This window comes from Streptomyces sparsogenes subsp. cuspidosporus, assembly GCF_039532705.1.
GTDB classification, from domain to species: domain Bacteria; phylum Actinomycetota; class Actinomycetes; order Streptomycetales; family Streptomycetaceae; genus Streptomyces; species Streptomyces sparsogenes.
Genome location: NZ_BAAASD010000043.1, coordinates 42,378 through 54,866 on the forward strand (window position 1 = coordinate 42,378; position 12,489 = coordinate 54,866).

The 12,489-nt window shown below is 76.1% G+C and carries 8 protein-coding genes; 4 read left to right on the forward strand and 4 right to left on the reverse strand.

Features of this window, described 5'->3' with window-relative positions; genetic code table 11:
• Nucleotides 1-48: 48 nt before the first annotated feature.
• A complete protein-coding gene (locus ABFY07_RS34590) occupies nt 49-1,743 on the reverse strand; it encodes a M23 family metallopeptidase (protein ID WP_346178295.1) in 1,695 nt (564 codons plus the stop codon).
• A gap of 184 nt (nt 1,744-1,927) precedes the next feature.
• On the reverse strand, nt 1,928-2,842 hold the full coding sequence (locus ABFY07_RS34595) for a lipase family alpha/beta hydrolase (protein ID WP_346178296.1): 915 nt from the start codon (nt 2,840-2,842) through the stop codon (nt 1,928-1,930).
• Between the two features lie 392 nt (nt 2,843-3,234).
• Between ABFY07_RS34595 and ABFY07_RS34600 the strand changes: the two genes are divergently transcribed.
• Complete coding sequence (locus ABFY07_RS34600) at nt 3,235-3,645, forward strand: coenzyme B12-dependent isobutyryl CoA mutase small subunit (protein ID WP_065960779.1); 411 nt, start codon at nt 3,235-3,237, stop codon at nt 3,643-3,645.
• Nucleotides 3,646-3,793: 148 nt separating this feature from the next.
• Here the strand turns inward: ABFY07_RS34600 and ABFY07_RS34605 are convergent, their stop codons facing one another.
• Nucleotides 3,794-5,662: a DUF5691 domain-containing protein gene (locus tag ABFY07_RS34605; protein WP_428837058.1), complete on the reverse strand. Its 1,869-nt coding sequence runs from the start codon at nt 5,660-5,662 to the stop codon at nt 3,794-3,796.
• The gene (locus tag ABFY07_RS34610; protein ID WP_346178298.1) at nt 5,557-7,062 is read right to left on the reverse strand and encodes an SWIM zinc finger family protein; all 1,506 of its coding nucleotides are present in this window, start codon (nt 7,060-7,062) and stop codon (nt 5,557-5,559) included. Before ABFY07_RS34610 ends, ABFY07_RS34605 begins: the two co-directional genes overlap by 106 nt.
• 137 nt (nt 7,063-7,199) lie before the next feature.
• Here ABFY07_RS34610 and ABFY07_RS34615 point away from each other — a divergent pair, with 137 nt between their 5' ends.
• Genes ABFY07_RS34615 through ABFY07_RS34625 form a run of 3 tightly spaced genes read left to right on the forward strand, consistent with a single transcriptional unit; the run spans nt 7,200 to nt 12,411 of the window.
• Nucleotides 7,200-8,372 (forward strand): ATP-binding protein, encoded by a 1,173-nt coding sequence (locus ABFY07_RS34615; protein WP_428837059.1) that lies wholly within the window; start codon nt 7,200-7,202, stop codon nt 8,370-8,372.
• A complete protein-coding gene (locus ABFY07_RS34620; protein WP_428837060.1) occupies nt 8,369-11,209 on the forward strand; it encodes a DUF5682 family protein in 2,841 nt (946 codons plus the stop codon). The genes ABFY07_RS34615 and ABFY07_RS34620 overlap by 4 nt, the downstream gene beginning before the upstream one ends.
• Nucleotides 11,206-12,411 (forward strand): VWA domain-containing protein, encoded by a 1,206-nt coding sequence (locus ABFY07_RS34625; protein WP_346178299.1) that lies wholly within the window; start codon nt 11,206-11,208, stop codon nt 12,409-12,411. The genes ABFY07_RS34620 and ABFY07_RS34625 overlap by 4 nt, the downstream gene beginning before the upstream one ends.
• Nucleotides 12,412-12,489 lie beyond the last annotated feature (78 nt).

Here is a 12,489-nt window from a genome sequence, read left to right on the forward strand (position 1 = left end):
TTTCGGGGGTAGGCCGTCTCGGGGTGGGTTACGCGGGGTTTACGCGGGTTACGTCGGGTCGAGCCCGTGGCTGCGCAGCCACGGCAGCGGGTTGATGGCCGCGCCGCCGCCGGGGTGCACCTCGAAGTGGAGGTGCGGCCCGGTGGAGTTGCCGGAGTCCCCGGAGTACGCGATGACGTCCCCGGCCTTGACCGATCCGGCCCGGATCTTGGCGGTGCTCAGGTGGCAGTACCAGGTCTCGGTGCCATCCGGGCTGGTCAATATGACCATGTTGCCGTAGGCGTCGTTCCACTGGGTGCGCACGGTGCCGTCGGTCGCGGCCATGACCGGGGTGCCGTTGTCGACCGGGAAGTCGATGCCGGTGTGCAGGGACATCCAGTTGACGCCCGCCTGGCCGAAGCCGGCGCTCAGTCCGTGCTGCGAGACGGGCAGCGCGAACTTCGGCCGCAGCGCCTCCTTGCGCGCGGCCTCTGCGAGCTTGCGCTTGCGCTCGGCGGCCTGGCGCGCGTGGAGGTCGATGCGCTCCTGGGTGCGGCTGGCGCGGTCCCGGAAGTCGTCGGCGTCCTCGAGGCCCGCGGCGAGCTGCGTGTCCAGCTTGCTGTTGGCGACCGAGGGATTGACCGGCGGGGTGTCCGCGGCGGCCTGGGTGGTCTTGGTGTCCTTCTTGTCGTCGCCGAAGTTGCTGACGGAGGCGGCGGCCACCGCGGTGACGCCCAGCGCGCAGACGGAGGGAACGGCGACGGTGAGGAGCGCGGAGCGTTTGGGGCGGGCCGCGGGGGCGCGGCGGCGGCTGCGGCCGCCGTCCCGGCGGGATGCGGCGGACCGGGGGGAGGGAAGCGAGGCCGTCTCGGCCGGGGCCCGATCCTCGTCGTCGGTCGCGCCGCCCTCGGCGTCGTGGGGGTCGGCGGTGCCGGTGCCCGCCGTGCCGGGCATGTCGGTGTCGGCGTCGGGCGAGTCGAGGTCCAGGACCATGAGGGCGGTCTGGGTCTCGGCCTCGTGCACGGCCACCGCCCCGGGTTCGGACTCCGCCTCGGGGACGGCGTACGGCTGCTCGGCGGGCTGCTGGTAGCCGCCGTGCTCGTAGCCGCCGTCGTGGTACCCGCCCTGCTCGTGCTTTTCGTAGTTCTCGTAGTTCTGGTGCTGCTCGTACTGCTCGTACGGCGCGTGCTGCTCGTAGGGCGTGTGCTGCTCGTGCTGCTCGTACTGCGACTCGTCGACGGTCGCGTAGGCGCTCATGTCCCAGCACTGGGTCTGGCCGGTGTCGACCCCGGAGGTGTCGTACTGCCCGGTGCCGCTCCACTGGGCGGCCGCCAGGTCGTGGTGGCCGGTGGTGTCCCAGGCGGTGGCGTCCCACGGGCCGCCGGTGTCCGAGTCCTGCTGGGCCGGGATGGTGCCGGCCGCCGGCACGCCGGAGTCGGCCCACATCGCGGTGGTGTCATAGGTGCCGGAGTCGTACGGGCCGGCCGCGGCCCCCCACTGCGTGGCGTCGTACTGCCCGCCCGTGGACCCGTCGAGGCCGCCGGCCCCGTAGCCGCCGTCCTGGCCGCCGGGGAGTGAGCCGAAGAGAGGGTCGCCGTCGCCGTACGCGGCGGTGAGGTTGTCGAAGTTGCCGGTGGAGTAGCCGTCGTACCCGGCATAGCCGTGCGCGGTGCCCTGCTGGTCGTAAGCCTCGTAGTAAGGATATGAGGCGTCAGGAGCGGGGACGGTCGAGGTTGTGATCCCCGACGGGTGACGGTCGTTCACCACCAACTTCTCTTTCGCCTCGGCAGCAGGAGAATTAGCGGCGACTGTACCCGGCGGTTCGGGACGGCGACAATCTTCCTCAGGTTTTGAGTAACGCCGGAACGGGCATTTGGCCGCCTTTCGGTTGACCGCATGCCGTAATTTGGCCGGATGTTCGATTACTGTTCGGCAACTTCCGGCCCCGTCACGCAACCGAGACGGCCCCCGAAGCGTCTGCGTCGACCTCGTCGGCGGCGTCCAGCGCCTCGCGGACTCGAGCCGCGACCGCGTAATGCACTGGAAGGGCGAGATGCCCGATTCCCTTGACGGGGACGCTGCGCGCCCGTAGATCCGGATGGTCGATCCGGGCGGTTTCCGCGGGGATCATCAGCTGATCCACATCGCTCCAGAAACTGACGAACCGCGTACGGCAGTCGGGGGCGGGGCGCCGTAATTCCTCGATCACATCGGAATCCGGACACATCTGGCGCACCAGTGGGTGCGCGGCCAGCAGGGGCGCGGTGCGGGTGCCGGAGTGCGGGGTGCCGAGGGTGACCAGCGTGTGCACCCGGGCGTCCCCGCCCAGCCGCTGTACGTAGTAACGGGCGATCAGACCGCCCAGGCTGTGGCCGACGACATCCACCCGGCTGTGGCCGGTGCGCGCGCAGATCTGGCGCACATGGCGATCGAGCAGCGCGGCGGCGGCCCGGATATCGCAGGTCAGCGGCGAGTAGTTGAGCGCCTCCACGTGCCGGCGGCCGTGCCGGCGCAGCGAGCGGCGCAGCAGGACGAACACCGAGCGGTTGTCGATGAAGCCGTGCAGCAGGAGGACCGGGCGGCGGTCCGGACCGTCGGTGGGCAGCGCGGCCACGGCGCCGGGCGCTGCGTCGGCGGGTGCGGCGGGCGATCCGTCGGGCGGGGTGGCGGGCGGCGCGGCGGGCGATTCGCGGGGCGGGCCGGCGGGCGGCGCGGCGGGTGATTCGCGGGGCGGGCCGGCGGGCGGCGCGGCGGGTGGTGTCGCCGGCGGGCGCTCCTGGAGCAGGCCGGTCGGGTAGAGGAGGAGATGCCCGGCGAGGATCGCCAGGTCGAGGACGGTGGCGCGGATCCGTGCGAGGCCCATGGCGGCCGACCTCCCCAACGGCGCACGGAAGGCGCGGCGCTGCCCCGGTGTGCCCTCGCGGACAGCCCTTCCCGGGCTCGTCCGGTACGACCGCTCCGTCGCACCGCGGCGCCAGGCGGCCCTCACTGACGGCGCGGCGCGGTGCGACGGTCCCCGCTGCGGCTCCCCTGATGGCCGGCCCGATGCGTGGGTCCGCCCCGCGGAATTCGAGGCGAATGTGGGTGCGGCCGAGGTGAATGTGTCCCACGTGTGATTTCCCCCTCGCTGCGCGCCGTGAAACCGCTGCGTGCGGGATGCTGGAGATAACGTTCGTTCACGTTCACGTCCCCCGACGGCGGTCGGCGAGATCCGCGCGACGCGCGGCGGGGTGGGATGACGACATGGAGGCTGCGATGGGTGTGACCGGTCCGATCCGCGTGGTGGTGGCCAAGCCTGGGCTCGACGGTCACGATCGCGGGGCGAAGGTCATCGCACGGGCGCTGCGCGACGCGGGCATGGAGGTCATCTACACCGGCCTGCACCAGACGCCTGAGCAGATCGTCGACACCGCGATCCAGGAGGACGCCGACGCGATCGGGCTGTCCATCCTCTCCGGTGCGCACATGACGCTCTTCGCGAAGGTGATAGAGCTGCTGCGGGAGCGCGACGCGGAGGACATCAAGGTGTTCGGCGGCGGCATCATCCCCGAGGCGGACATCCCGCTGCTCAAGGAGCAGGGCGTCGCCGAGATCTTCACCCCGGGCGCCACGACCGTATCGATCGTGGAGTGGGTCAGGGAGAACGTCCGGCCGGTGGCCGCGTAACCGGAGCGGCGGGGCGGGCCCCGGACCGCCCCGCCGCGGCCGGTGCGGCCGGTCACGGGGCCGGCTCCGGGCGGGCCGGGGGGCCGGTCACGGGATCGGCTCCGGGCGGGCCGGGGGCCAATTACGGGATCGGCTCCGGGCGGGCCGGTCACGGGGTCGGTGCCGGGCGGGCCGCCGCCGCGGCGGGCGGTTCGAGCTCGCGCCGCATCGCCGCGCGCAGCCGGAGCGTGCCCACCAGCCGCTGGAACGCCTCCGACCAGTAGCCCCCGGCGCCGGGCGAGCCGTCCTCCGGCTCGTCCGATATCGCGGTGAGCACCTCCAGCCGGTCGGCCTGGTCCGGGTCCAGACAGCGCTCGGCCAGCCCCATCACGCCGCTGAAGCTCCACGGGTAGCTGCCCGCGTCGCGGGCGATGTCGAGCGCGTCCACGACGGCCCGGCCCAGCGGCTCGGCCCACGGCACCGCGCACACCCCCAGGAGCCGGAAGGCGTCGGACAGCCCGTGGGCCGCGATGAAGTCCGCGACCCACTGGGCCCGTTCGTCCGGCGGCAGGGCGGACAGCAGCTTCGCCGGATCGCGCCAGGACGGGGCGGCCTGAGCGGCGGCCGGGGCCCCTGCACCCGCCCCGCCGGCCCCGTCCGCTCCGCCCGGCGCGGCCGAGGCGGCCGGGGCGGTGGGCGGCGCGGCGGGGGGCGCGACGGGCGCGCCCAGCAAGGCGCGGGACCACTCCACGTTCCGCTGGCGCACGGCCGCCCGGCACCATGCCGCCTGAAGGTCCGCCTGCCAGCCGTCGGCCACCGGCAGCGCCACGATCTCGGCCGCGCCCCGCCCGCCGAACCAGCCGCTCCAGCACTCCAGCGGCGTCGCCTCGACCAACTGGCCCAACCACCAAGCGCGTTCCCCGCGCCCCGAGGGGGGCTTGGCCACGACACCGTCGCGCTGCATGCCGCTGTCGCACTCGGCCGGCGCCTCGACGGTGATGACCCCGGAGTCGAGCGAGACGCAGGCGCGGGACCGCTCGGCCATACGCGAGGCCAGCGCGGAGCCGGGGAGCGCGGACAGCAACTCGGCGGCCGTGGCCCGGACGTTCCGGCTGCGGTCGGCCAGGGCCTGCTCCAGGAACGGCTCGTCGGAGGGCGAGAGGTCGTCGCGGAGCGAGTCGAGGAACATCAGCCGGTCCTCCGCGCGCTCCGTGGACCAGGTGCTCCCGAGCAGCGCCAGGCCGACCTCCGGATCCCGGTGCCGGACCGCGGCCAGCAAGGAGACCCGCTCCGCGAACAGCCCCTCCTCCCACTGCCGCCGCACCCCGGCGGGTACGGCCACCGCAGCCGCGCCGTCCGCCGGATCCCCGGCTTCCGCACCGGCCAGCGCCTCCGCTTCCGTCTCCGCATCCGCCGGCGCCTCCGCCGCGCGCCCCGCCCCGCCGGTGCGCAGCGCGAACTTCCACTCCGGGTTCAGCCGGGCGAGCCACAGCGCGCGCGGACCGCCGAGGGCGAGTGCTTCGGGGCGCAGATCGGTGCGGGCGCGGGCCGCGTCCAGGAGGGCCGGGAGGAGGGCGGCGGGTGCTTGGTAGCCGTACTGGTTGGCCATGGTGAGCCACTGCGGGAGCAGCTCGGCGAGGTCGGGCGCGGAGCGCCGGCCGCCGCCGGGGGCGGAGCGGCCGGCGAGCAGCATGGCCAGCCGGCTGCGGGCGGCCGGGGGCAGCGGTGGGCGGGGATCGGCGGGCGCGGGGGAGGGGGCCGGGCGGGCGGCCGCGGTGCGCAGCCCGGCGCGCCGCCGCAGCGTGCTGAGCGCGGCGGCGTCCAGCAGGGCGGCGGGCGGATCCTGGCCGGGGCGCGGGGTGACGGGCGGGGTGCGGCGCTCGGTGCCGAGCAGGGCGGCGGCGACCAGGTCGTCCCAGGACGCGGTGGTGCTCACGGCATGCCTCCGTGGAGTGTCGATCCGGCGCCGGACGGGCTCTGGAGCGGGACCGGGGCCGGATCCCAGGTGGTGAGGGGGGCGAAGCCGCGGTGGCCGCATTCGCCGAAGACCGTGACGGGGCCGCCGCCCGAGACCGCGGTCAGCTGCCACAGGTCCGTACGCCCGGCGCACCGCGGGTCGATCGGCAGGGCGGCGCCCGTCCGGGGGTCCGCCAACTGCCAGCCGTCCTCGCCGCCCGGGATCGGGGTCACCCCCGAGAGCACGACCGGCCAGGCGTCCAGCCAGGGGTCCTCGCGCAGCGCGTCCCCGTAGGCGGCCAGCGCGGTGGGGATGTCGCTCCCCGGGGGCACCGGCGGCGACGGGGCCGAAGGGACCGGCGGGACCGGGGGCGAAGGGGCCGACGGGGTGGGCTGGGCCGGCGCGGCGGACGGCGCGGCGGGGGCAGGGGGCGGCGGCGGGTCCGGGTGGCGGGTGCCGAGCGCGGCGCGCAGCGGGCGCCCGGCCGGGTAGTAGGTGAGGTCGGCGTCCAGCACGATCCCGACCGGCAGGGCGAGTTCGGGGGTGTGGCCGGCCGCGCCGAAGGAGAGCAGCAGGGCGATGCGCCCGGTGTCCTGGCCGCGGAGCCAGATGCGGCGCGTCGTCAGCCGGCCGTCGCTGTCGTCCTGCCGCCCGAGGACGAGCCAGCGGTCGCGGACGGCGGTGCCGGAGGCCAGCAGCTCGGCCGTGGGCGTGGTGAGGCCGACGCGCGAGCGGGTCGCGGCGGCCAGCGCCTCGGGGAGCCGGTCGAGGCGCGCGTAACCCTCGCTCAGCAGGTGCAGCAGCGCGCACTCCTCGAGCAGGCGCCCCGGCCAGCCGGGCCCTGAGGAGCGGACGGCGCCCAGCTCCCGCACCCGCGCCCCCAGGCCGGGCGCCTGGGCGTCGACCATGCGCGCGGCCGTCTCCTCCCACACCGCGTGACCGGAGCGATCGACGCCGGCCAGGCCGTCGCGGAGCAGGTCCGCCAGGCGCTGCTCCAGCTCGGAGGCGCCCGCCGCGATGCGCTGGGCGCGCCGCTCGGCCCGGCGCCTGGCCGCCTGCGGATCGGCGACGCCGCCCGGCTCCTTCCGCCCGCCCGCGGCGGCCTCGGCTGCCGCGCCGGACGCCTCGCGCGCGGCGCGCTCCCGGCGCCCGGCCAGCCACTCCCCGGCCCACTCGGGCGGCCCCTCGGCCTCCGGGACGCCCCCGCCGCCCGCCCACAGGAGCAGCAGGCCGAGCGCGTGCTTGCACGGGAACTTCCGGCTGGGGCAGCTGCAGCGGTAGGCGGGCCCGTCGAGATCCACGACCGTCTGGTACGGCTTGCCGCCGCTGCCCGCGCACAGCCCCCACACGCCCCCGCCGTGGGCACCCGCCGCCGACCAGGGGCCGGGCGTGGCGAGCTTGCCGCCCGCCTTGCGTGAGGCGGCGTCAGGAGCCAGGGCCAGCACCTGCTCCGCCGTCCAGCGTTCCCCCTGCGCATTCATGTCACCGACGGTACGTGCGGCCACTGACAACCGCCCTGGCCTGGGGGTTCGTTGGCATGCGGGCGGATTGTCAGTGGTGTGGTGCAGGGTGGTGAACGGGTCCGGAAACGGACGGAGAGACGAGTCGTGGGGGAGCTGTGACCGTGCCTGTGCCCAGCGCAGACGAGACCGCCGAGACGGCTGAGACCGCCGGGGCGGCGGGGACCGCCGGGGCCGCCGAGACCGCCGGCGGCGAGGCCCTGCGTCCGCACGCCGAGGACGCCTTCGCCGACGAGCTCAAGGCGCTCGCCGCGGCCGACGACCGCCCGCGGCCCGCCCGCTGGCGCCTGTCGCCGTGGGCGGTCGCGACGTACCTGCTGGGCGGCACGCTGCCGGACGGCACCGTGATCACCCCCAAGTACGTGGGCCCCCGGCGCATCGTCGAGGTGGCCGTCACCACGCTGGCCACCGACCGCGCCCTGCTCCTGCTGGGCGTGCCCGGCACGGCCAAGACCTGGGTCTCCGAGCATTTGGCGGCGGCCATCAGCGGCGACTCGACGCTGCTCGTCCAGGGCACCGCGGGCACGCCCGAGGAGGCCATCCGCTACGGCTGGAACTACGCCCGGCTCCTCGCCCACGGCCCCAGCCGCGAGGCGCTCGTGCTCAGCCCGGTGATGCGGGCGATGGCCGGGGGGATGACCGCGCGCGTGGAGGAGCTGACCCGTATCCCCGCCGACGTCCAGGACACGCTGATCACCGTCCTGTCGGAGAAGACCCTGCCGATCCCCGAGCTGGGGGAGGAGGTCCAGGCGGTCCGCGGCTTCAACCTGATCGCCACGGCCAACGACCGCGACCGGGGGGTCAACGAGCTGTCCAGCGCCCTGCGTCGCCGGTTCAACACGGTCGTGCTGCCGCTGCCCGCGACCGCCGAGGAGGAGGTCGACATCGTGGCGCGCCGGGTGGCCCAGATCGGCCGCTCGCTGGACCTGCCCGCAGTGCCCGAGGGCGTGGCCGAGATCCGCCGCGTGGTCACGGTGTTCCGCGAGCTGCGGGGCGGGACGACGGAAGACGGGCGCACGAAGCTCAAGTCGCCCTCGGGCACGCTGTCGACGGCGGAGGCGATCTCCGTGGTCACCGGCGGGCTCGCCCTCGCCGCCCACTTCGGCGACGGCGTTCTGCGGGCGGGCGACGTGGCCGCGGGCATGCTCGGCGCGGTGGTCCGGGACCCGGCGGCGGACCGGGTCATCTGGCAGGAGTACCTGGAGACGGTGGTCCGCGAGCGCGACGGCTGGAAGGACTTCTACCGCGCGTGCCGTGAGGTGGGCGCGTGACCGGCGCCGCCCCGGGCCTCGCGGCGCCCCCGCCCGGCGCCCGGCCGGACGCGGCCGGGGCACCGTGGCCGCTGCTCCTGGGCGTGCGGCACCACGGCCCGGGCTCCGCGCGGGCGGTGCGGGCCGCGCTCGACGCCTGCGGGCCCGCCGCCGTGCTGATCGAGGGGCCGCCGGAGGGGGACGCGTTGGTCGGGTTCGCCGCGGAGGAGGGCATGCGGCCCCCCGTCGCCCTGCTCGCCCACGCGGTGGGCGACCCGGGGCAGGCCGCGTTCTGGCCGCTGGCCGAGTTCTCCCCGGAGTGGGTGGCCATCCGGTGGGCCCTGTCCCGCGGCGTCCCCGTGCGCTTCATCGACCTCCCGGCGGCGAACTCCCTGGCGATGGCCGTCCGTACGGAGGACCGTACGGAGGACCGTACGTCCGACCGCACGCCCGACCGTACGGACGGCCGTACGGACGAGGACCCCGGGCCGGATCCGGCCGGGCGGCTGCGCGTGGACCCCCTGGGGGTGCTCGCGGAGACCGCCGGATACGACGATCCGGAGCGCTGGTGGGAGGACGTCGTCGAGCACCGCGGCGTCGGCACCGGCGCGCCGGGCGGGGTCGGCGCGCCAGGCGGGATCGGCGCGGTGGCCGGCTCGGATGCGGCGGCGGGCTCGGATGCGGTGGCCGGCTCGGACGCGGCGGCCGGCTCGGACATGGCGGGGGCCGTCGCGCCGTTCGCCGCGCTCGGCGAGGCCATGGCAGCCCTCCGCGCCGAGTACGGCCACGGCGGACACGAGCACGACGCCGTGCGCGAGGCGCACATGCGGCTGCGGCTGCGCGAGGCGCGGCGGGAGTTCGGCGACCGGGTCGCCGTCGTGTGCGGGGCCTGGCATGTCCCGGCGCTGGCCGGGCGCACCACCGCGACGGCCGACCGGGGCCTGCTCAAGGGGCTGCCGAAGGTCAGGGCGGAGCTGAGCTGGGTGCCGTGGACCCACCGCCGGCTGGCGCGGCACAGCGGCTATGGCGCGGGCATCGCCTCCCCCGGCTGGTACAGCCATCTCTTCCACGCCGAGGACCGCCCGCTGGAGCGCTGGATGACCAAGGTCGCCGGGCTGCTGCGCGCCGAGGACTTCGCCGTCTCCTCCGCGCATGTCATCGAGGCGGTGCGGCTCGCCGAGACCCTCGCCGCCGTGCGCGGCCGCCCGCTCGCCGGGCTCGCCGAGACCACGGACGCGGTGCGGGCGGTGCTGTGCGAGGGCTCCGACGTGCCGCTCGCGATCGTCCACGACCGGTTGGTCGTCGGGGACGTGCTGGGGGAGGTGCCCGAGTCGGCCCCGGCGGCTCCGCTCCAGCGGGACCTGGCGCGCACGCAGCGTTCGCTGCGGCTCAAACCGGAGGCCATGGAGCGCGAGTTGGAGCTGGACCTGCGCAAGGAGACCGACGCCGCGCGCAGCCGCCTGCTGCACCGGCTGCGGCTGCTCGGCGTCGACTGGGGGACCCCGGCCGCCTCGCGCGGCAGCACGGGCACGTTCCGGGAGACGTGGCGGCTGCGCTGGGAGCCGGAGCTGTCGGTGCGGGTCGCCGAGGCCGGGGTGTGGGGCACCACCGTGCTGTCGGCCGCCACGGCGAGGGCGGAGGCCAAGGCGGTGGACGCCACCGCGCTCGGTGAGGTCACGGAGCTGGCCGAGCGCTGTCTGCTCGCCGCGCTCCCCGACGCGCTGCCGGTCGTGATGCGCGCGCTCGCCGACCGTGCCGCGCTCGACGCGGACGTGGGCCACCTCGCCCAGGCCCTGCCCGCGCTCGTCCGCTCCGTGCGGTACGGAGACGTGCGCGGCACGGACACCGCCGCCCTGGCCGAGGTCGCGATGGGCCTGGCCGAGCGCGTCCTGGTCGGGCTGCCCCCCGCCTGCTTCGGCCTCGACGCGGACGGCGCCGCGGAGATGCGCGGCCACCTCGAAGCCGTGCACCAGGCCGTCGGCCTGCTGGCGGAGATCCGGCCGGGCGGCGCGGCCCGCGCCGAAGCGGGGCTAGCCGACCCGGAGGGCGCGGGTCGCGGAGGCGGCCCGGGCGATGCGAGCGGCCGGGGCAGCGCGCAGGGCGCGGTCGGCGCGGGCGGCGGGGCTGCCTCGGGCGGTGCGGAGCACGCCGAAGCGGGCCCGGCCGGCCATAACGTCCCGGTGGGCTCTGGTGGCCCGGCTGGGGCTAACGGCCCGGTGGGCCGGGCTGGTCCTGGCGGCTCGGCTGGCCCGGCCGGGGCTGGCGATGCGAGCGGCCGGGGTGACGGGCTGCGGGGGCGTTGGGGCGCCGTGCTGCGGTCGCTCGCCGGAGCCGATGGGGTCTCAGGGCTGATCCGGGGCCGGGCCGCGCGTCTGCTCCTGGACGACGGGCGGCTGGCCGAGGGTGAGGCGGCCCGGCTGATGGGCCTGGTGCTCTCGCCCGGCACCGCGCCGGCCGAAGCGGCCTCCTGGATCGAGGGATTCGTGGGCGGCGGCGCGGGCGGGGGAATGCTCCTGGTCCACGACGAGCGGCTGCTCGGGCTGCTCGACCGCTGGCTCACGGGCGTCCCGGCGGAGGCGTTCACGGACGTGCTGCCGCTGCTGCGGCGCACCTTCGCGGCGTACGACGCGGGCGTGCGCCGCACGCTGGGCGAGCTGGTCCGCCGCGGACCGGCCCCGGCCGACGGTCCGCGCCCGGCCGGCGGCCCGGCCGCGCCCGGCTTCGGCCCCGGCCTGGACGAGGACCGCGCGGCGGCCGTCGTGCCGGTGGTCCGCCTCCTCCTCGGCCTCGACCACAGCCACGTCGGCCATGACAACCATCACAACCACCACAACCGCGCCTCGGAGGTGGCCGGATGACCGGGGAGACGACCGCGAGCGAGCGGCTGCGCCGCTGGCGGCTGGTGCTCGGCGGGCAGGGCGGCGGCGACGGGACCGGGTGCGCGCTGAGCGGGCAGGACGCCGCGATGGACCGCACGCTCGAGGCGCTCTACGGTGCGGGCGGCGAGAGCGGCCCCGGCGGCCCGGCCGCCGCCCGCGGCGGCTCCGCCGGGAGCGGCCCGCGCTCGGCGGGGCTCGGCGGCTCCGCGCCCCAAGTGGCGCGCTGGCTCGGCGACATCCGGCGGTACTTCCCCACCTCCGTGGTCCAGGTCATGCAGCGGGACGCCATCGACCGGCTGGGCCTGGCCGCGCTGCTCCTGGAGCCCGAGATGCTGGAGGCCGTGGAGGCGGACGTACACCTGGTCGGCACCCTGCTCTCGCTCAACAAGGCGATGCCGGAGACGACCAGGACCACCGCGCGCGCCGTCGTCGCCAAGGTCGTGGCGGACCTGGAGAAGCGCCTGGCCTCCCGCACCCGCGCCACCCTCACCGGCGCCCTCGACCGCTCGGCCAGGACCAGCCGCCCCCGCCACCGCGACATCGACTGGGACCGCACCATCCGGGCGAACCTGAAGCACTACCTCCCCGAGCACCGGACGGTCGTCCCCGAGCGGCTGATCGGATACGGGCGCGCCGCCCGCGGGGCGAAGAAGGACGTCATCCTGTGCATCGACCAGTCGGGGTCGATGGCCGCGTCCGTCGTGTACGCGTCCGTCTTCGGCGCCGTGCTGGCCTCGATGCGCTCCCTCACCACCCGGCTCGTCGTCTTCGACACCTCCGTCGTGGACCTGACGGAGGAGCTGGCCGATCCGGTGGACGTGCTCTTCGGCACCCAGCTCGGCGGCGGCACGGACATCAACCGCGCCCTCGCCTACTGCCAGTCGCGGATCACCCGCCCCGCCGACACCGTCGTCGTGCTCATCAGCGACCTGTACGAGGGCGGCATACGCCAGGAGATGCTGGGCCGGGTCGCCGCGATGAAGGCGTCCGGCGTGCAGTTCGTCGCACTGCTCGCGCTGTCCGACGAGGGCGCCCCCGCCTACGACCGTGAGCACGCCGCGGCGCTCGCCGCGCTCGGCGCGCCGGCCTTCGCCTGCACCCCCGATCTCTTCCCGGACGTCATGGCCGCGGCGATCGAAAAGCGCCAACTGCCCATACCGGAAAAGGGGCTCCATCGGTAACCGGGGGGTTGCGCCGCCCCCCGTCCGTCGTGCAAGGATCAACCCATCGCCCCGGAAGTGAATCTGACCTTCCGGTTG

What these genes read in the sequence shown, in the direction of transcription:
- ABFY07_RS34595 (WP_346178296.1), bottom strand. Translation starts at nt 2,842, where the DNA reads ATGGGCCTCGCACGGATCCGCGCCACCGTCCTCGACCTGGCGATCCTC.
- ABFY07_RS34600 (WP_065960779.1), top strand. Translation starts at nt 3,235, where the DNA reads ATGGGTGTGACCGGTCCGATCCGCGTGGTGGTGGCCAAGCCTGGGCTC.
- ABFY07_RS34605 (WP_428837058.1), bottom strand. Translation starts at nt 5,662, where the DNA reads ATGCGGCCACCGCGGCTTCGCCCCCCTCACCACCTGGGATCCGGCCCC.
- ABFY07_RS34610 (WP_346178298.1), bottom strand. Translation starts at nt 7,062, where the DNA reads ATGAATGCGCAGGGGGAACGCTGGACGGCGGAGCAGGTGCTGGCCCTG.
- ABFY07_RS34625 (WP_346178299.1), top strand. Translation starts at nt 11,206, where the DNA reads ATGACCGGGGAGACGACCGCGAGCGAGCGGCTGCGCCGCTGGCGGCTG.